Below are 19,167 nucleotides of genomic sequence, written 5' to 3'. Positions count from 1 at the left end.
GCGTGTGGTCCTACATCTTCTTCATCATCATCTCTTTCATCTTCGCCAGATCGTCTTTCGTAATGGGCAACACGGTGCCTTTGGCGATCTTGGGGCACAACCCCTTCGGCAGGAACACATAGGAATCGGCCTCATTGTCGGTCTTGGACTGGCCCACACACGAATGGAGGCTGGTCTTGACCGCGCAGTCGTTCATGCCTGCCTTGGCGACGCCGCCACAGGCTTCCCAGCCGGCAGGCATTTCGGCCATCTTCGGAGCGGCATTCGCGGCCTGGGCGCCGGCAAAACTCAGAGCCACCAGCAAGGCGGAATGGATCATGGCGTTCTTCTTCGTCGTTGCGTTCATAGGATGCTCCTTTGTTAGTTTCAATGCTATTGGGAATGACACTCGATACCGAACATGCGCAGTTCTGGACGAAGTCAGTTCGGCTACATACGATCCTCCTTTCAGTGCGGCGAGAGATGTGTCCTGAAGCTACTCATTGTCTCGATAGGCTACTACCGATGCGGCCTGGCCGCTGTGAGGCAGCTTACAGTTGGCAATCCGCATCCAGGCTCCGCCCATGCCTCGCTGCGAGTGGTACGGAGAAGCCGCCGGCCGTTTATCCCAGAAGCCAGTAGGCCGCTCCACCGACCATCGCCATCACCATCATGACGAGCATCATCTTTTCATGCCCGCACATTCCGTGTTTCTGTGTGCATCCCTGCATGCTGCACATCATCGACATGGGCTGCCCCTCCTTTGTGATAGTGGTAGATGGGTTGATGCACTTTCGTCCATTGAAAGCGCATGGACATATCTAGATTTAGAGATATGTTAGTGCACAACATGCCATTAGCCACATGAAGGGTCTGTGAGCTGCCTTACAGTTGAAAAAATGAATCGAGAGATGACGGAGGGAGGATTAGCTGGGACCATCGAGTGAGCCCAGTCGGATGTGACTTTTATTAGCCGAAGGTGGGGATGGGAAATGGGATCCGGGGTCCGGCCCTTTTACCTCCTTCGCCTAGAACAACATGGTCTCAGGGCCTCTTCCTCTGGCCGCTTCCATGCTTGCCGGATTGCGGGCTAGTCGCGCTTCCTTGATCGCACCTCGATTAATGGCCTGGCGGACGTCCGCCAGGCCATTGCTTGCCTCACTCACGCTATCTTCACAGGCCGATGTCGGATAGAGAAGGGTGGCTCTCGGGACGAGGGCCCAGCGGCCAGCGGTATTGGCGTTCCTCCTCTTTAATGGGAAGGTCATTGATGCTTGCGATGCGCCGGCGCATGAGACCGGTTTCGTCGAACTCCCAGTTTTCGTTGCCGTAGGAACGGATCCAATTCCCGGAATGGTCGTGCCACTCATAGGCAAAGCGTACGGCCATGCGTGTTTCGTGGAAGGTCCACAGTTCCTTGATCAGCCGGTAGTCCAGCTCCTTTGCCCATTTGCGTCGAAGGAATTCAACGATCGCCTCACGACCGGACAGGAATTCCTCGCGGTTCCGCCATGAACTGTCGGCGCTGTAGGCCAGCGACACGCTCTCGGGGTCTCGGCTGTTCCAGGCGTCCTCGGCCATACGGACTTTCTGGACCGCGGTCTCCCAGGTGAAGGGAGGAAGAGGAGGACGGCTACTATGTGTTGACGACATGATGTGCTCCTACAGTGCACACACGGTCTGGTCTTGCGTGCTTGCTACGAGATCTCCAGACACCGTGGCCAGCAGTTGATAATGGCCCAGCCCCAGTTCCTTGCCATAGGCCTTGCCCACGAGCACGTCCTGGACGTGCTGATGGTCCCAGGCGCGAAAGTAAGACCGGCCCTCTTTCAACCCGTCGAAGTCATGACCCTCCAGTGCCTTAATCACGGCCCGCATTTCCGTTGTCCCAGCCCGTTGGATCGCCTCCAGGATTTGCGTCATCGCCGCATACCCGTGATAGCAACGGGATGTGGGCGTGTGATGGTACTTGTCGATCACGCCCTGAATGAACCGTCGCGAGCTCTCGGACTTGACCTTCGGGTCCCAGATCAACCCCCAGATCCCCGCGTTGTTGGCATACCCGAGCGGGCGGCCGATCTGCTCGCCGCCGATCATTCCGCCCACTCCGATCTGTTCCTTGGCCAGCCCCGCCGCTGTATAGGCCTTCAGCGCATGAACGAGATCCCAGCCGTAGAGATTCAGGATGACGGCGCCGGGTTTCGCAGTTTTGGCTTGAGCCAGCGCGGTCGTGAAGTCGGTGGTTCCGAAGGGCATGCTGACCGAACCGAGCACTTCGCCACCCTCGGCCAGGAGGGCTTCGGCCATGGCCTGCTCCGCCGCCCGGCCGTCCACTGTATCCGCCGTGATCATGAACCAGCGATTCCCGTAGGTCTTTACGAGATGGGGCGTGACGGCTCTGGACAACATCCTGGCACTCGGCATGAAGACGAAGGTGTGCGAGTTGCACCCCGGACCCGTCAACTCCGGCACATGCGCGCCGGTCACCATGAATAGCTTGTTCTCCTTCTTGGCCAGGTCAGAAACGGCGAGCGCGACCTCTCCATTGAAGGTGCCCATGAGGACATCCACGCGGTCTTCCTTGATGAACTTTGTGGCGGCTTTCAATGCGGTCTGGACGTTCGAGGCGTCGTCGGCTTCCAAGATCGCCACCGGACGCCCCAGTACCCCGCCGCTCTTATTGAAGAGATCCACGGCCACGTTAGCCCCATGTACATCGTGAATCGAGGAGGTTTTATAAGGGCTGGACAGCGGGTCGAGGATGCCGATCTTGATCGGTTCGCCCGCGTATGCGACGCCTGTTCCGGATGACAGTCTCAACACCTGCGCGGCCAGATTGCCGAACGTCAGCGTGCCGCCGGTCGCCGCCACCAATTGCAAAAAGCGTCTGCGAGAAATCGTATCCATGGCTCACCTCTCCTGTTGTGATGCGCGGTTGTGTGCGCATGCCGGAACCTGTGTACGCCAGCCCGCTCGGATAACAAGCGGGCTGTCTCGCCGGAGCCGGTTATTTGTTATGGGCGCGCAGTTGCGCCTCGAGTTCGGCAATCCGCTTTCGCAGCGGTTCTGCCAGCTCTTCGACCTCGCCAATCGCGTAGCGGGGCGTGATGTATTTCGGGCAGTTCCAGTCGAAGGAGACGACATCGATAAAGACCAGGCGCTCCACGCTCGACCGCATCTTCGAATCGGCGATCTGCGCGACGAGTTCCGGATGGACACGGGCGTCCTCGACACGGGCATGACCAAGAAGTTTCAGCCGGGCGCGGTTCTTGTAGTCCATGAGAAACAGCGCGACGCGGTCGTTCACGGAGACGTTGCCGGTCGTGAGCAATTGCCGATTTCCCTTGTAATCGGCGAACGCCAGAGTCGTTTCGTCGATGACTCGCAAAAAACCCTGAGGCCCTCCGCGATGCTGAATGTAGGGCCATCCGCTTTCGCTGATAGACCCCAGGTAGAAGCTGTCTCGCGCCGCAATGAATTCGGCCTCGGCCTGGCCAAGCGGGTCCCGTTCGGGTGCGCCGGTGATCGTGCCCGTGGTTCCGTAGTACTGTTTCTGCGCGCGGTACACCGAATCTGTAAATGTCAGATCGAGATATTTCGTTGCCATCGGTTTTCCCTCGCAGGCCGTCAGCCCCCCTGGCGGCCAGGAGTCCGCTCCCAGCCGCCACAATGAGCGCGGCTCAAAATACGATCGTCTGCCATCCGTCCGCCACATACCGGCGTAGGCTCAAGAGGCCCGACGTTCCGGTCAGGGCGTTGTCTTTCTTCAGTGGCACGCCGCACGCTTCCACGCCGTCTTTGGCCCCAAAGACATCCGCGCATCCGCAGGAGGCGCCCTGCACGACGTCGCGAACCGAATTATAGAGCCCGTTGGCCGGATGCGAGAGCTTGGTCAGTTCGGCCGGCCACCGTGTGCCGGCGCCGTTGAACACCACGGCGACCTCATCCCCCTTCTGTTTGCTTTCAGATGCGAGCGCCAGCGCGTTAAAGACTCGCCCGAGCGCTTCCTCCGAACCGCTCTTCGGATCGGACATGATAATGATGGCTGTTTTCATAGGTCCTCCTTGGTTAGAGATCGTGAGACTATTGGTACGAATCATTACTTGAGCGCCGAGAGAGTCTTGACCGTCTGAGCGGTGCTCCACACGTCACTCGCGATCAAGCGGAAGTTCACGAAGGCCGCTTCGTAGCCGTCGAATCCCGGCAGCTTCGCAGCGGCCGTGGCGTCAGTCACCACGACGACTTCGAATCCCTGTTCCAGCAGTTCGCGCAGATGTGACTCTGTGCAGAGATTCGCCGACATGCCGGCCAGAATCACCTGGCTGATATCGGCCTTGCGCAACTGTAAGATGAGATCGTTCGACTCGGGGCCGAAGACCTTGTGCGGGCTCGTGACCACTGTCCGGCCATCCTCGATATACGGCTTGTACCGATCGAGCCAATCGGCACCTGACCCGGTGAAGCCCTCTTGCGTCAACGCGCCCTTGCGATCGAACATGCCGATGTTGTGCATCAGCACTTCGAGCGCCCCGCCGAACTTCCACTGATGGTCGTGCTGGTAGTAATAGTGCGGGCTGACGAAAACCGGCACACCGGCTGATTTCGCAGCCTTGAAGAGACTGTCAATATTCTCGACCGTGTTGTTCTCCTGCACACTCTGGCCGACCACGCCCCAGGCCACTCCCTTGGGGCTGAGGAAGTCGTTTTGTGGATCGGTGACGACCACAGCGACGCGGCCCTTCTTGGGCGTTAGACCGGGACGAGGGATCGGCGCATCCTCTCGTGGTCCGGCGTAGTGCGATACGGTCGGTTTTGGGTCCTGTGCGTACAAGGGCGATGTCAGGGGCAGGCTGGCAACGACGGCGGTGAGTGACGCGATGAGTGAACGAATGAATAGGGTCATGATGGTGTCCTTTCTTATGAGTTACTGAGGGTGTATGTCCTGAAGCGCCATAGGCCTTCCGCCTCTAGCCACAGGCGCAAGAAGATGCTGCGCACCCGCGCGTGAGCGTCACCTCCGGAAAATCGATGACGGTTTCTGCGATATGGTTGACGTAGTTGCTGAAGGTGTTCAGCGCCACATGGGCGACGGTTTCGACGATGTCACCGTCGGTCAGCCCGGCATTGCGTGCCTGTTCAAGCCCTGTTGCGCCGAGCTCCCCGCGCTGCACGACGATGTTACGTGCCAGCTTGAGAATGGCATCGGTTCGCGGATCGGCCGCATTGGCCTGCCGGGCATCGACGAGGTCCTGCTGGGCCAATCCCAGCTTGCCGGCGATGAACGTATGGGCGCTGAGGCAGTAGGCGCATTGATTGGTCTCGGCGACGGCAAGCGCAATCTGTTCGCGGACCTTCGGGCTCAAACTTCCGTCCGCAAGAGCCGCACTGAAGTTGAGGTAGCTCTTGAGCGCAGCCGGTGCGTTGCCCAAGACTCGAAAGAGATTCGGGACCACACCTAACTTTTTCTGGACGCCCTCAAAGAGCGCCTTTGCCGGTCCGGTGGTGGTCTGGGGATCGAGATGTGCGATGCGATTCATACGTTCCTCCTTTGTGAGTGGATCTGATTTTTTGCCGTCTCGTTCGATGACCATCGATAGAGCAGATGGCGTGCCTGATCGGAGAGGCGTAATAAGACATTGAAAAGACAATGATTAAAGTTATTTTTCTCGTTGGGCAGTAGCAACGACTATTCGTAGATTACGATTAGTCGTTGAATGTGTGCACGAAATCTCGTAGCCTGTACGCATCAATGGACCCCCGCAAACTCCCACAAGTGATGGTCTCCACTGCTCAACAACGCGGACTTGATGCGGTGCTGCGCACGATTACCGACGGCATTGCACAGTGTCCGAACACCGTTCTGACTCGTATCTGGCTCGCTGAGTCGGATTCGCTCTGCGAGGTGTGTCGAAGTCGGAACGATACCTCCGACATCACCCGGTCCTTGCACCTCGTGGCGAGCGCCGGCGTCCCGCACGATCCGCAGGCTGATTACGGCCGCCTGGACGGCGCCTTTCATCGGTTTCCCATGGGAGAGCGAAAAATTGGGCGTGTGGTTTCGACCGGCGAGCCTCTCCGGCTGGCTGGGCTTCACGGTGATGAGGAATGGATCGCTGATCCTGTCTGGTTCGCGCACGAGGGAGTTCGGACCTTCGCGGCGCAGCCCTTGATCTTCCGGGATGATGTACTCGGAGTGCTGGGGCTCTTTGACCGCGGCCTGCTCGACGAAGAAGCCTTCGAGTGGCTTCGCATATTCGCCGATTACGCGGCGGTCAGCATCGTGAACGCTCGAGCATTCGATGAGATCAGCCTGCTGCGGACCCGGCTGGAAGAGGAGAACCTCTACCTGCGTGAGGAGGTCACGGCGGCCCTTGGGATGGGAGAATTCGTCGGAGAGAGCCAGGCGCTCCAGCACGTCCTCCGTCAAGTTCAGCTGGTTGCGCCAACCGATGCGGCGGTGTTGATTACCGGTGAGAGCGGCACGGGCAAGGAGCTTGTGGCCCGCGCGACCCATGATCGGAGCCCGCGCAAAGACCGGCCCTTGATCAAGGTGAATTGCAGTGCCGTGCCTGACGCCTTGTTCGAGAGTGAGTTCTTCGGCCACGTGAAAGGCGCCTTCACCGGCGCACTCGCCGATCGACCGGGACGTTTCGAAATGGCTGATCGCGGGACGCTCTTTCTCGACGAAATCGGGGAAGTCCCGCTGTCGATGCAGGCGAAGCTGCTACGGGTGCTCCAGGAGGGCGAATTCGAGCGCGTCGGCGATCTGCGCACCCGACCGGTGGATGTACGGATCGTCGCGGCGACCAATCGCGACCTGAAACGCGAGATTGAAGCCGGCCGTTTTCGAGAAGATCTCTACTATCGTCTCAGCGTGTTCCCGGTCCACATCCCGCCGCTCCGTGAACGCCGTGAGGACATCCCGAAGCTTGCGCTGCATTTCATCGCTCAGAGCGCCCAACGCATGAATCGCCGAGTCCCACGCGTCACACAGGCGGTGCTGAGCCAGCTGGCGGCTCACGACTGGCCGGGTAATGTGCGCGAGCTGCAAAACGTCGTGGAGCGTGCCGTCATCCTTTCTCAAGGCAGCGCTCTCCGCATTCCCCTTCAATCCTCGCCCGCGCGCAGCGTCCCATCACCCCTTCCCCCCCCGGCAGCACGGCTGGCTACTCGGGAAGATTTGAAACGCCAGGAGCGGGAGAACATCATGCAGGCCTTGCGGCTTACAAAGGGCAAGATCTTTGGCTCAGATGGTGCGGCTGTCTTACTCGGCATGAAGCCGACGACCCTCGCGTCACGCATCAAAGCGCTGGGCATCAAGAAGAGCAAGCTGGATTCTTAATTGCACAATTCCATCGCCGCTTGCCAGCATGCCCTGGAAGGCGCAGCCGTCTCATTCACTGAGGCGTCTGTCAGCGGTCGAATCTATTTCCTTCTGCAGCTTGTCGAGGTCGTCCAGAATACGGATGAATTTCCTGCCGAACGGCGTAACCACATACTCCACGCGGGGAGGGATTTCGTTGTACGCGATACGCTCGATGATGCCGAACGCTACGTTCTTGCGAAGACATTCGTTGAGCACTTTCGTCGTCAGGCCCTCCACGTTGCGAACCATCTCCCCCGGCCGTTTAATACCGTTGGCCAGGAGTTGATAGACCGTCAGCGACCATTTACACCCATAAATGGTCTCCACCATTCGAGCGCTCTGTTCTGGGGCGGATCGCCGGGACAATATTTTCGCCTGTCTTCCCATCAAGATGGACCGCTTAGTGCCTACTGAACCATCTGGTACCTGCTTTGATTCGGCATGAGTGCGTCATAGACTGCCCTTACACATGGTGCTCGCTCTTTTAACGTAAGGAGGTGATCTCATGCAACGCGCGAATCAGCCACTCGCCCTGATTGTCGGCGGTTCCAGCGGAATAGGCCTCGCCACCGCACGGCTCTTGCTCGCTCGGGACGTCCCCACGGTGATTGTGGGCCGTTCATCGGAAAAGCTGGAGACGGCACAACGCGAACTGTCTTCGCTTGGCACAGTTGAAACGCTTCAAGCCAGCTTGTACGAACCGGATGGCATCCAACGCATCGTAGCGTTTGCAGCGGACCATCGCCGCCACATCACGTACTTGGTGAATGCCGCGGGCTACTTTAAGCCCACGCCATTTCTTGACCATACGCTCCAAAACTATGACACCTATCTGGATCTCAACCGAGCCCTCTTTTTCATTTCACAGGCCGTCGCAAAGAACATGGCCGCGAATGGTGGCGGCTCCATCGTGCATATCGGATCGATGTGGGCGAAACAGGCCATCAAAGCGACCCCTTCCTCTGCGTATTCCATGGCGAAGGCCGGGCTGCATGCTCTCACGCAGCATATGGCGATGGAGCTGGCCGGCCGCAACATTCGGGTCAACGCCGTGTCGCCGGCGGTGGTCAAGACGCCCATTTATCACGCCTTCATTGATCCGCAGGACATGGACGAGACACTCGCCACGTTCAATAGCTTTCATCCGATCGGCCGTATTGGCTCGGCGGAAGACGTGGCAAACGCCATAAACTTCTTGCTCAGCGATGACGCCCAATGGGTAACGGGGGCTATTTGGGATGTCGATGGCGGTGTCATGGCGGGCCGGAACTAGCCAATCGACTCCGATCGGCATTCGCGAGGACGTGCGCGGCCGCCGGCGTAAAGTGCGACGACATACTATAGGACATCATGGGAGGGGCCCGCGTCTTCACAGGCGCAGGCCCCTCCTTCATTCGTGCCGGACTTGAGCAGATGAAAGGCTGTGTCAGGCAACCGTAGCTGCCTGTGACGTCCACGCTTGCGCCACAAACTGAGAGTCAAGCGGGGTATGGGCGATGTGGTTCACGTAGTTACTCAGGGTCTTGAGCGCCACGATGGTAAGTACATCCAACACATGCCGCTCAGTGTAGCCTGCCGCTGCACATTGCGTAAGCTCCGCCTCTGGCACCCATCCTCGGTGGTGCAGGACGGAGACAACCAATAGGCGCAGTGCATTAAGCTTCGCGTCGGAAAGGTCGCGCTGCTCCCGCAGTTCTGCGAGAAGCTGCTCAGGCATATGGACCATCTGCGCCACCGTGGAATGGGCCCCCATGCAGTAGGTACCGCCATTGGCGGCACTGACTGTCAACGTCACGATCTGCTGCTCAACTGGCGTGAGCGCACTCTGTTCCAGCGCTTTATTGATCCCCGCATAGGCTTGTACCGCCGACGGCGATTCGGCCAGCACACCATATAAATTTGGCACAAACCCGTATTTCTTCGCGGTGGCGTCGAGTGTCGCCCGCGACGCTTCCGGAGCCGTGTCTTTCGTGTGGATCTGAAATTTCATGATAATAATCCTCCCTCCTGATATGAACTTCGGTTACTTCCCTTGTGCGGCCATCTTCTTCAGCCCTTCGGTCGTGACAGGTGTTCCGCCGACGCCCCACTGACCTGACGGGACGTCCTCAATAATCACCCAGGTCACGGGCCGCAACCCTTCTCCTTCGACCGAGACGATCGCATCCGTCACCTTTTGAATCAGCTCCTGCTTTTGCTCTGTGCTGAGGAAACCACTGAGGCCTTTTAATTGCGCGAGTGGCATACATTCATCCCATTTTCCGGTGGATTCCTTGCTCTGGATCGATGTGGCACAACAAGTTGAAATAGCTCTCTGTCTACTATCGGCTTGCCTACGCGTGACCATATTGGTGATCACGCCGTGACTTATACCGCTACGAGGCGCTGCATGCGAGGTCTCCTGAGCGTCATTGGCTCGACCGCGCCGGTCGAGCGCGATCGGTTCGCGAGAATGACCGTGTCCACCAAATCTCCACAGAGCAGGCAGCGATAGCCGGTCGCACAGAGGTCGCTGTTCATCCCCTGAAGATCATAGATCCGCTCGCTCACCATCAGGCCACCGCATCGTTCGCAGGTCATAGCGCACCTCCTTATGCGTGATAGGTGTGTTCGTATCCTGCGCACGATCCTACGCGGGGCCTCGCCAATCTTCTGTAAGGCACACCACACGTTTTCGGAAAAAAATGAAGTCGGGTAATGTAAGCCAGACTACAGATGCACCAAGCCTATCGACGGTAGAGTGCGCGATCGTTGCGGCATGAGGTCGCTTCCGCCACACACAGGAGGCGGAGATGTTCATCATCATTTATCTGTTTGTCTCTTGAAAGGAGTGCACGATGTCGAAAGTCGCCATTGTGATTTTGGCTGATACGGAGACTCATGAAAGCCTCGGGCGCGTGGTGAATGCGATGGAAGCTGTCAAAGAGTTCAAGGACGCCCACGACGACGTTCAACTCATTTTCGATGGCGCCGGGCCCAAGTGGATTCCGGAACTGGAGAAGCCCGATCACATGGCCCACGGGCTCTACGTGGCGGTGAAAGATCGAATCAGCGGGGCGTGCGACTTTTGCGCCGGGGCGTTCGGTGTGAAGGACAAAGTCGTGGCCTGCGGAGTGAAGCTGGCAGGCGAATACGACGGCCATCCAAGCTTCAAGAAGCTTGTGTCTCAGGGGTATCAGGTCATCACGTTCTAGTGCGGTAGTCCAGCGGACATCCGGTCGGCGCTATCGATCCAGCCGGGTGTCCGCCCCTTATCAGTGATCACCAACACACGGCTGATCCCAATCATCAGAAGGAATTCAGGCATGAGAAACCCATTACGATTTTTCATTGAATTGATGGAGCAGCCCGTATGGGTCTCCCTGTGGGTACTGTTTCTCATGCTCGTCAACATGGCCAGTCTCGCCTTCTGGCAGGAAGCGGTCGCCCAGCTCATCTTCATGAATTTTCTCGCGAGCGCGATGCTGATGATGGGGCTCTATGCGCGATATGGATTCACCAAGATCCTTGGGCTCGGCCACTTCCCATGGATCCCGTTGCTGGCCTATATCGTGATCAAGATTCCTACCGCTGAAGCTTCATTCAAACAGTATTTGCTCATCTTGTCGGTCTCCATGGCCATCTCCCTGGTGCTCGATACGATTGATGTCTGGAACTACTTCCGAAATCGGAAGAGCCTCTAACAGCCTCTTTGTGCAGGCCGACTGCACTCCGGAGCGTCTATTGACTCAGCGAGATCGGGGCCATCTCACAGTGACCCCAGCACATCGATGCGCATCCACCAGAATCATCACTTGATGCCAGGCCTTGACCATGGTCCACGCCACAGGCCATAGAGGACCGGAATCACCAGCAGCGTGAGCACTGTCGAGCTCACCATGCCGCCAATCATGGGCGCGGCAATCCGTTTCATCACGTCGGCGCCCGTGCCGGTGGTCCACATGATCGGGAGCAACCCGCCCATAATCGCGGCGACGGTCATCATCTTGGGCCGGACCCGCTGAACTGCGCCCTCCATGATGGTTTCGCGCAGGTCGTGAACGGTCGTCATGCGACCTTCACGCACTCGACGCTCATAGGCTTCGTCCAGATAGACGAGCATCACCACGCCCGTCTCCGCCGCCACACCGGCCAGCGCGATGATGCCCACCCAGACCGCCACGCTGAGGTTGTAGCCCAGATAGTCGAGATACCAGATCGCCCCGATCGCGGCGAAGGGGACGGACAGCAGCACGATCAGCGATTTCGCCAGCGACCGAAAATTCAGATACAGCAACAAGAGGATCAAGGCCAGAGTTATGGGGACGACCAGCTTTAATCGCTCTTCAGCCCGCACCAGATGCTCGTATTGACCGGTCCAAATCAGTCGGTACCCAGGAGGTACTGTTACCCGGTCTCGAACCGCTCGTTGGGCGTCCTGGACATAGCCGCGCAAGTCGCGTCCACTGACCGCAACCGACACGAGACCGGCCAGCGCCCCGGCCTCATCCGCGATCGACGTCGGCCCCTGCGTGATCACCATCTCCGCGACCTGTCCGAGTGGGATCTGCGTACCACTTGATGTGGGGATCAGCACCCGCTTGAGCCGGTCAGGGTCATCGCGCAGCTCACGCTGATAGCGGACCGTGACCGGATACCGCTCCCGCCCCTCGACCGTGGTCGTGACGGTTTCTCCCCCTATGGCTGTAGTAATGACCGCTTGCACATCTCCCACCGTCAGGCCGTAGCGGGCCGCTTCGCGTCGGTTCACGATCAGGTCCAGATAGTACCCTTCGTTGAGCCGTTCCGCGAATGCGCTCTTGGTGCCTGGCACGCTCGCCAGGACCTGCTCGATGTCTATTCCAATTTTCTCAATCATCTTCAGATCCGGTCCCAGGACTTTAATCCCGACGGGACTTCGGACACCGGTCGTGATCATTTCCGTGCGGGTCTGGATCGGCATCCACCAAATGTTCGGAAAGCCAGGAATGCGCAGCTTGGCATCCATCTCATCCAGCAAACGGTCCCAGGTCATGCCGGGTCGCCAGTGCGCTTCCGGTTTGAGGGTGACTGTGATCTCAGCCATCCCGACAAAGGCCGGATCGGTGGCCGTGGGGGCCTTCCCCATCTTGCCGAACACCCGCTCCACTTCGGGAAAGGTCGTGAGTAGCTGGTCCTGGACCTGCAACACCTTGGCCGCTTCGGGGATCGAAAGGCCGGGGACGGTGGTTGGCATGTAGAGGATGGTCCCCTCGTTCAGTGGTGGCATGAATTCAGCCCCCAGGCGCATGAACACCGGCACCGTGAGCCCGACTGCCGCCACTGCCAGCGCCAATGTCAGCCACCGAACGCGCAACGCACCCGAAAGGATGGGCCGATATAAAAATATCAGCAGCCGGTTCAAGGGATTTATGGCTTCCGCTCGGATACGCCCCCGGATCAGCAGGACCATCAGCACAGGAGCCAACGTCACCGAGAGCCCGGTGGCAGCGAGCATCGCAAATGTCTTGGTATACGCCAACGGCGTAAACAGTCGACTCTCCTGCGCTTCCAGGGCAAAAATCGGCAGGAACGACACGGCGATCACCAGCAGCGAGAAGAACAAGGGACGGCCGACTTCTTTGGCCGCCGAGATGATGGTCTCAATCCTGTCCGAATGGGGATGTTGCTCCAACCGCTTATGCGCGTTCTCCACCATCACAATGGCGGCATCGACCATTGCGCCAATAGCAATGGCGATCCCACCGAGCGACATGATGTTAGACGTGATCTTCAAGTAGGCCATCGGAATGAAGGCGAGGAGCACGGCCACGGGCAGAATGAGGATGGCCACCAACGCACTGCGTAGATGGAACAGAAACAGCACGGCGACCAGGCTAACGATGACACTCTCCTCCACGAGCTTTTCGCGGAGCACGGCGATGGCCCGATGAATGAGATCTGATCGATCATAGGTAGGAATAATGTGCACACCCTTTGGCAGGGCTGGTGTGATCTCATCCAGCCGGGCTTTGATCCGCTCGATCACGGCGAGCGCATGTTCGCCGGCCCGCATGATCACAATGCCTCCCACGGTCTGGCCCTTGCCGTCCAACTCAGCGATCCCTCGCCGCTGGTCCGGCCCGATGTGGACATGGGCGATATCACGAATCAAGGTAGGCGTGCCGCGACCATCTGTCCCGACAGGGATTAATTCAATATCCTCAACCGAGCGCAGGTAGCCGCGCCCTCGAATCACGTATTCCGTGCCGGCCATTTCCAAGACACGGCCGCTCACCTCCGCATTGCTGTTCCGGACCGCTTCGATGATCGTCTTGATCGACAATCGATAGGCGGCCAACGTGTTCGGGTCTACCTCGATTTGATATTGTTTGACGAACCCGCCGATCGCTGCCACTTCTGCCACTCCTGGCACACTTTCTAATTGGTAGCGCAGGTACCAGTCTTGAAGGCCGCGGAGCTGAGCCAGATCGTGTGCTCCAGATTCGTCCACCAACGCGTACTGATAGACCCACCCGACTCCCGTAGCATCCGGTCCCAAGGTTGGTGTAACGCCGGCCGGAAGTTTTCCGGTGAGCTTCTGAAGATATTCCAGCACGCGGCTCCTCGCCCAGTACACGTCTGTCCGGTCTTCGAAGATCACGTACACGTACGAGACCCCATACTCCGAGACCCCCCGCACCCGTTTGACGCTCGGCCCAGCGAGTAGGGACGTGACGATTGGATAGGTGATCTGGTCTTCAATCAACGTGGGGCTGTGCCCCGACCATTCGGTGTAGATGATCACCTGGACATCGGACAGATCCGGAATCGCATCCAGCGGAACCTGCAAGACCGCCCATGCACCCCAGGCAGCCAGCAACAAGACACAGAGGAGGACCAGAATCGGATTGCGGGCGCTTCCTTCAATGAGTCGCGCGATCATAATGGATTACATGCCTCCGCCGGCGACCGAGAACCGAAACGTTTCGGCAATCGGCGGTCGCCCTGGTACCGTCACCTTGACCGTCACCACCCAGGTGCCACCCATGCCGAATCTCACCGTCCCTTCGTAGAGCCCCGCCTTGGTGGGGCGAGCCGGCGCCTTGGAATCGGCCATGCCCGGCATCGGCATGGTATAGACGAAGAATACTTGCGCATTAGTCACCGGCTTGCCGGCCTGATCTGTCACGTTGAGCCGGAGCAGTACGTCACCGGCCTTGGGTTTTTCCGGCACCGTAGTGAGTGAGAGCGTGAGCCCGTCCATCTGACGGGTCTCGGCCACAGTCATCCCCTTCTGACTCCCCATCTCCATGCCCGACATGTCTTCCATCTTGCCTTCATGCGCGCCACGCATCTGCCAATCAGCCATGCCGATCCGGCCCATCATGCCCTGCATGCTCGACGCCGAGGCCAATTTGCTCTCTGCGTCCAACAAGAAATTGGCCGAGGTGACGATGCGATCTCCTGCGGTGAGTCCTTCCAGCACTTCCACAGAGTCCTGACTCCGACGCCCTAACTTGACTGACGCCGGCTCATAACGGCCTTGCCCCCGATCCATGAACACGAGTTGGCGAAGTCCCGTCTCCAGCACCGCTTCCTTCGGCACGACTAAGGTATGGACCGTATCCGTCTGTACGATGACGTTCCCGTACATGCCGGGCTTCAGCTTCAGTCCAGGATTCGGTAAGTCCACCCGCACGCGCACCGTACGGGCTTCGGTATTCAACGACGGATAGACATAGGCCACCGTGCCGCGAAAGGTTGTGCCTGGATAGGCCGCGAACGTGACTGAGGTGGGCTGATTGAGCTTCACGGCCGCGACTTCGGACTCATAGATATCGGCGGAGATCCAGACCGTGGACAGATCCGCCACCTCATAGAGTGTTGTGCCTGGCTCCACATATTTCCCTGGCACGGCGTCTCGCTTCAGAACGATCCCGGAGGACGGGGCATAGACCGTGAGCACCGGCTCCGCTGTCCCTCGACGCGCCAGCGCCGCGATTTGCGCATCGGTCACATCCCACAATCGAAGGCGTTCCCGCGCACTCGCGACGAGGGACGCCGCATTGGCTGTGACGGCAGCAAGTGGACTGGCCGCCAGTTGGTCTTGCGTTTTCACGGCCAGAAGATATTCGTCTTGCGTGGCCAGAAGGTCCGGTGAGTAGAGGGTAAAGAGGGGTTCGCCTGTCCGGACCGGGCGACCGATCGAATCGACAAAGACCTCTCGCACCCACCCGGACGTTTTCACGGTGACCTGCGTCAAGCCACGCTCGTCATAGCCGACCGTGCCGACCGCGCGGATCTCTTGCCCCAAGGATGCGGAGGTGACCGAGGCACTCCGGACTCCGATCAGCTGCCTCATCACAGCCGGAACCACCACCGCCCCCGACGGCGCTCCGGACATGCCTCCTATCTCACCCACCCGCCTCGCGGGCGCCGAGGCGCCTGCTTCTCCCACGGGTGCCATGTCTTTCATGGACATCGTGCCCTCCATCGGCATCCCGTTCATCTCCCCCTGCTTCATGTCCCCCGTCGTCATTCTGTGAGCGATGAAGAAACCACCAGCGACTCCGGCCATCACACCGATGGCCACAGCGCCAATCACGAAACTGTTTATGGATGTCTGTCGATTCATGAGGAGTTCTCCTTTGAGTCCGAATTAGTGCTGACGATCGAGATCGACCCCAACGACCTGCTCAAGTTCAGCCAGTCGATGCTGTCGATCTACGAGGGTCTTGACGTACTCAAGCTGAAATCCTCGCCACGCCCGCTGGGTCTCGATCAGATCTAGAAACCCTGCTTTGCCCGTCCGATACCCGACACGCGCGGCTTCCAGGCTTTGCTCGGCCTGGGGCAAGATGGTGGTGCGGTACAACGTGGCTGTCTGGTCGGTCGCCCGAAGCCTGGCCAGAAGGTCTTTGATCTGAAAACGAGTCAGGTTTTCTACGGTATGGTGCTGTGCCCGAGCGGTCGACACCGCGGCCGCAGCTTCCTGTACGCTGGCGTCATACTTCGGTTTGGTCCAGAACGCGAAGGGGATACTCATCGCTACGTAAGCGCCGAACCCGTCGTTGGTCTGAAAATTCTGGAAGCGCTGAAACGCCACTTGAAAATCCGGGTAGTACTGCCGCTGGGCCAGCGTGAGGGACTGCTCGTTCCGTTGCACGGCCAGTTCGGCGACCTTGAGCTCCGGCCGGTCGGTGAGCGCGAGCCGGTGGAGATCGTCGAGGGTGTTGTCGAGCGGGATCTGAGACGGCTCTTGAGGAAGGTCCAAGGATGAGGTGGGATCCCGATCCAGCAGCGTGTTCAGCATCGCTTCGGCCGTCTCGCGGCGCTGTTCCAGGACGGGCAGTTGCTGAAACAACAGCGACAACTCGACCTGGGCTTTGAGGACATCGGCTTGGCTTCCCTTGCCCGTCCGGAACTTTGCAGTCGTACTTTCGACGAACTGTCCGAGCAGGGCGACGTGTTCCTGATGAATCTGGATCGCCTTGTGCGTGAGAAACAGATCGTAGTAGGTCTGTTTTAGGCGAGCGACCAACTCCCGTTCCTTCGCACGGACCGCTTGCTCGGTCATCTCGGCCGCACGACTCGCCACGTCGCCTTTGAGCGCGAGTTTGCCGGGGAACGGGAAACTCTGCGAGAGCCCGAAGATCGTGTTCTGCGCCTGCGTGACATTGAAGGTCTGCGGGATATTCCACAACTGGACTGACAGCGTCGGGTCCTCCAGCGACCGCACCTGCGTACTCCGAGTCGTGGCCGCTTCCCATTGCTTGCGCGCCGCCAGCAGCTCGGGATTCTTGGCCAGGACCTCCTGGATCAATTCCGGTAACACCAAACGATTGCGTGGTGCAGAGTCGGGGCTGTGGGCCCTCGACAGTCCGCTGCTGAACACCATCATCAGCACTGACGCGATAGCCACACATTGACGTCGTCTATTCTGTCTCATAGCAAGACCTCCCAGAGTTCCCCCACGCTCGATGCCCAATCTCTGCTCTGGTCGTACGCGCCCAAAAGAATGAGACGGCAGGCCGGACGCCGAAACCGAGCATCGTGCAGCACAGATTATTGCAATGGACCGATTACGAGGTATGGGCCGGGGAGATCAGATGCGAAGCACGGAGATCTTGAGCAGGAGATCCTGAGGCGGACCGACCATGGGATGATCGGACAAGCGGCTGCTTTGTGAGGTCACGATGACCAGTAGCGCTAACGAGGCGGTATCGTCAGAACAGATCGGCTGGCAGTCACTGCTGACATGGAGCTTATCGGCCGACTGCACACCGAGCGTCTTAAACGCATCGCAGAACTGATAGACCGGTTGCTCATCCGGAGTCGAACAGCCATTGCCCATGGCAGCGGCCGTGGCCCCATTCACCGGCAGGAGACAGGCATAGGCATTAAAGCTCAACGCGAAAAAGAGCACGATGAGCGTGCAGGCGAGAACTACATGGGGACGATGAAAACGTACATGCATAGCGTCAGTCTATTCCCCTCTATTTCGGGCGTCAACACGGTGTTCCTAATACACAATCATTCGGTCGGCTGACGCGAACAGGTCCACTATCTTGGCCAGTGGAACGGGGGTGACCGAATCGGCGACTCGCGCCGGATCGATGTTGTAGAGCAGCATCATGGTTTGATTCCCGTAGATGTCGACGCCCAGTTCGCTTTTCAGAAACGCGAAGTACTTCCCGAAAAAGAGTGGGATCTGCTCCGGTGGCACGCCCCTGGTTCTGAGAGATTCAGTCATCCTCGTTCGGCAAACTGGCGTCATCGAGTTCGACACAGTCCGACTGACCAATCTGCGAAGTACCCCAAACCTATTGGCCTTGTGAGATGGTCCTTGAATCTAAGCTGTCAGGCACAACAGCGATGGGAATTGAAAAGATTGCCTTGTCAGGCCGTTCACGAAAGAGTATCTTTTGCCCATATGCTATTTGCGATCCGTTTTGCTCATCCAGGCAGTCAAGGCCCTATGCTCGGGATCGTCCTGTTTCTCTGTGTCTGCGTAATTATGCAGATGCTGGGAGTTCCCGTGACACTTCTGAGCCCTTTGCTTACTATCGATACGCTAGGGGCGTCGGTTCTGGAAGGGTTTTCCGTTCCCTCAATGTCTCTTCGTCTGGATCCCTCCGTTGAATTCCTTCAAGTCGCTGATGTCGCGTCTCCTCTACATGTATCACTGTTACCCTCCGTGTTCTTTCACCCTCCCGTACTTTAGCGTTCTTCTGGTTTTTCCACGGCCCCCTCATTTTGAGTCGTAGTTCGGAGAGCTCTGACCTCTCTGGCTCAGTTTGTCGGCTGTTCACATCTTTGACGTGCTGGGCAGGGTACGCGTTTGCGACAGGCAGGCGCGTGGTGTTGATGGAAAGTCAAAGCGTCCTGCGCCGTTATTTTCAAACTGAAAGAAGGAAAGAAGATGCGAATGATCTGGTCTTGTCTGGTGCTGGTGGGCATCGTCACAGCCTGCAGCCACCCCTCCGTGCCCGATATTAAGGCACAGGTCCGTACAGTCGAAGTCACAGACGAGGTGACGCCGAGCCTTCTCTACGCCGTCCCTGGGGAAGAGGTACGTTGGACCAATCTCCGCTCGAACCCGATTCGGTTGGGATTTCTGACGATGAGACTGCTTGATGAAGTGGGATGTGATCATGGCATCACAACACTCTTTGGGCAGATTAACGACCTGGTCACGATTCCGCCCGGCGAATCGGTCAGTCTCTGCTTCGTCCGTCGTGGAGACTTGAAGTACAACGTCTGGCTAGAGCCGGATAATCCACGAGGGCGTATTACTCCGACAGCAACCATTCGCGTGGAGAGTGGCGGGTAATGAGTTGCAAGTAAAGAAACCTCCTTCG

22 protein-coding genes are annotated in these 19,167 nt (G+C 58.5%); 5 read left to right on the top strand and 17 right to left on the bottom strand.

All coding sequences use genetic code 11. The features are described from left to right. Positions 1-10: 10 nt before the first annotated feature. The 8 genes from Q8N04_08110 to Q8N04_08075 form a co-directional block, all read right to left on the bottom strand. Complete coding sequence (locus Q8N04_08110; protein ID MDP3090625.1) at positions 11-346, bottom strand: DUF2282 domain-containing protein; 336 nt, start codon at positions 344-346, stop codon at positions 11-13. Positions 347-602: 256 nt separating this feature from the next. After that, positions 603-728: a hypothetical protein gene (locus tag Q8N04_08105; GenBank protein ID MDP3090624.1), complete on the bottom strand. Its 126-nt coding sequence runs from the start codon at positions 726-728 to the stop codon at positions 603-605. A gap of 424 nt (positions 729-1,152) precedes the next feature. Further along, complete coding sequence (locus Q8N04_08100; protein ID MDP3090623.1) at positions 1,153-1,632, bottom strand: nuclear transport factor 2 family protein; 480 nt, start codon at positions 1,630-1,632, stop codon at positions 1,153-1,155. Between the two features lie 9 nt (positions 1,633-1,641). Then, entirely contained in the window at positions 1,642-2,886 is a 1,245-nt protein-coding gene (locus Q8N04_08095; protein MDP3090622.1) for an ABC transporter substrate-binding protein, read from the bottom strand. A 100-nt stretch (positions 2,887-2,986) separates the two neighbouring features. Beyond that, the gene (locus Q8N04_08090; GenBank protein ID MDP3090621.1) at positions 2,987-3,586 is read right to left on the bottom strand and encodes a pyridoxamine 5'-phosphate oxidase family protein; all 600 of its coding nucleotides are present in this window, start codon (positions 3,584-3,586) and stop codon (positions 2,987-2,989) included. 73 nt (positions 3,587-3,659) lie between these two features. Beyond that, the gene (locus Q8N04_08085; protein ID MDP3090620.1) at positions 3,660-4,034 is read right to left on the bottom strand and encodes a DsrE family protein; all 375 of its coding nucleotides are present in this window, start codon (positions 4,032-4,034) and stop codon (positions 3,660-3,662) included. A 44-nt stretch (positions 4,035-4,078) separates the two neighbouring features. Next, the gene (locus tag Q8N04_08080) at positions 4,079-4,882 is read right to left on the bottom strand and encodes a cysteine hydrolase (protein MDP3090619.1); all 804 of its coding nucleotides are present in this window, start codon (positions 4,880-4,882) and stop codon (positions 4,079-4,081) included. Between the two features lie 64 nt (positions 4,883-4,946). Continuing rightward, the gene (locus tag Q8N04_08075; protein ID MDP3090618.1) at positions 4,947-5,516 is read right to left on the bottom strand and encodes a peroxidase-related enzyme; all 570 of its coding nucleotides are present in this window, start codon (positions 5,514-5,516) and stop codon (positions 4,947-4,949) included. 239 nt (positions 5,517-5,755) lie between these two features. Here Q8N04_08075 and Q8N04_08070 point away from each other — a divergent pair, with 239 nt between their 5' ends. Next, positions 5,756-7,321 carry a sigma 54-interacting transcriptional regulator gene (locus Q8N04_08070; protein ID MDP3090617.1) on the top strand — a complete coding sequence of 522 codons (1,566 nt, stop codon included), beginning with the start codon at positions 5,756-5,758 and terminating at the stop codon, positions 7,319-7,321. 51 nt (positions 7,322-7,372) lie between these two features. On the opposite strand, the gene Q8N04_08065 is transcribed toward Q8N04_08070, so the two are convergent. Continuing rightward, positions 7,373-7,675, bottom strand: a complete 303-nt coding sequence (locus tag Q8N04_08065; protein ID MDP3090616.1) for a winged helix-turn-helix transcriptional regulator — start codon at positions 7,673-7,675, stop codon at positions 7,373-7,375. Positions 7,676-7,850: 175 nt separating this feature from the next. Here Q8N04_08065 and Q8N04_08060 point away from each other — a divergent pair, with 175 nt between their 5' ends. Then, positions 7,851-8,618: an SDR family oxidoreductase gene (locus Q8N04_08060; GenBank protein ID MDP3090615.1), complete on the top strand. Its 768-nt coding sequence runs from the start codon at positions 7,851-7,853 to the stop codon at positions 8,616-8,618. 153 nt (positions 8,619-8,771) lie between these two features. Here Q8N04_08060 and Q8N04_08055 read toward each other — a convergent pair whose 3' ends face one another. The 3 genes from Q8N04_08055 to Q8N04_08045 form a co-directional block, all read right to left on the bottom strand. Then, positions 8,772-9,335 (bottom strand): carboxymuconolactone decarboxylase family protein, encoded by a 564-nt coding sequence (locus Q8N04_08055; GenBank protein MDP3090614.1) that lies wholly within the window; start codon positions 9,333-9,335, stop codon positions 8,772-8,774. 33 nt (positions 9,336-9,368) lie between these two features. Then, positions 9,369-9,590 carry a 4-oxalocrotonate tautomerase family protein gene (locus Q8N04_08050; protein MDP3090613.1) on the bottom strand — a complete coding sequence of 74 codons (222 nt, stop codon included), beginning with the start codon at positions 9,588-9,590 and terminating at the stop codon, positions 9,369-9,371. A gap of 122 nt (positions 9,591-9,712) precedes the next feature. Then, positions 9,713-9,925, bottom strand: coding sequence for a hypothetical protein (locus Q8N04_08045; protein MDP3090612.1), 213 nt, complete (start codon positions 9,923-9,925; stop codon positions 9,713-9,715). A 257-nt stretch (positions 9,926-10,182) separates the two neighbouring features. Here Q8N04_08045 and Q8N04_08040 point away from each other — a divergent pair, with 257 nt between their 5' ends. Both Q8N04_08040 and Q8N04_08035 read left to right on the top strand, forming a co-directional pair. Beyond that, on the top strand, positions 10,183-10,539 hold the full coding sequence (locus tag Q8N04_08040) for a hypothetical protein (GenBank protein MDP3090611.1): 357 nt from the start codon (positions 10,183-10,185) through the stop codon (positions 10,537-10,539). A 111-nt stretch (positions 10,540-10,650) separates the two neighbouring features. Continuing rightward, the gene (locus Q8N04_08035) at positions 10,651-11,028 is read left to right on the top strand and encodes a hypothetical protein (GenBank protein ID MDP3090610.1); all 378 of its coding nucleotides are present in this window, start codon (positions 10,651-10,653) and stop codon (positions 11,026-11,028) included. 107 nt (positions 11,029-11,135) lie between these two features. On the opposite strand, the gene Q8N04_08030 is transcribed toward Q8N04_08035, so the two are convergent. The 5 genes from Q8N04_08030 to Q8N04_08010 all read right to left on the bottom strand — a co-directional run bounded on the left by Q8N04_08030 (position 11,136) and on the right by Q8N04_08010 (position 18,059). Further along, on the bottom strand, positions 11,136-14,249 hold the full coding sequence (locus Q8N04_08030; GenBank protein MDP3090609.1) for a CusA/CzcA family heavy metal efflux RND transporter: 3,114 nt from the start codon (positions 14,247-14,249) through the stop codon (positions 11,136-11,138). A 6-nt stretch (positions 14,250-14,255) separates the two neighbouring features. Then, on the bottom strand, positions 14,256-15,941 hold the full coding sequence (locus Q8N04_08025) for an efflux RND transporter periplasmic adaptor subunit (protein MDP3090608.1): 1,686 nt from the start codon (positions 15,939-15,941) through the stop codon (positions 14,256-14,258). Between the two features lie 24 nt (positions 15,942-15,965). After that, on the bottom strand, positions 15,966-17,228 hold the full coding sequence (locus Q8N04_08020; protein ID MDP3090607.1) for a TolC family protein: 1,263 nt from the start codon (positions 17,226-17,228) through the stop codon (positions 15,966-15,968). Positions 17,229-17,411: 183 nt separating this feature from the next. After that, complete coding sequence (locus Q8N04_08015; GenBank protein MDP3090606.1) at positions 17,412-17,783, bottom strand: hypothetical protein; 372 nt, start codon at positions 17,781-17,783, stop codon at positions 17,412-17,414. Positions 17,784-17,828: 45 nt separating this feature from the next. After that, positions 17,829-18,059, bottom strand: a complete 231-nt coding sequence (locus Q8N04_08010) for a hypothetical protein (protein MDP3090605.1) — start codon at positions 18,057-18,059, stop codon at positions 17,829-17,831. A 669-nt stretch (positions 18,060-18,728) separates the two neighbouring features. Between Q8N04_08010 and Q8N04_08005 the strand changes: the two genes are divergently transcribed. After that, positions 18,729-19,139: a hypothetical protein gene (locus Q8N04_08005; GenBank protein MDP3090604.1), complete on the top strand. Its 411-nt coding sequence runs from the start codon at positions 18,729-18,731 to the stop codon at positions 19,137-19,139. Positions 19,140-19,167 lie beyond the last annotated feature (28 nt).

Origin of the sequence: Nitrospira sp., assembly GCA_030692565.1 — a bacterium.
GTDB lineage: Bacteria > Nitrospirota > Nitrospiria > Nitrospirales > Nitrospiraceae > Nitrospira_D.
The sequence above is the reverse complement of the archived record's forward strand: the minus strand, read 5'-3'. Positions and strand labels throughout refer to the sequence as shown.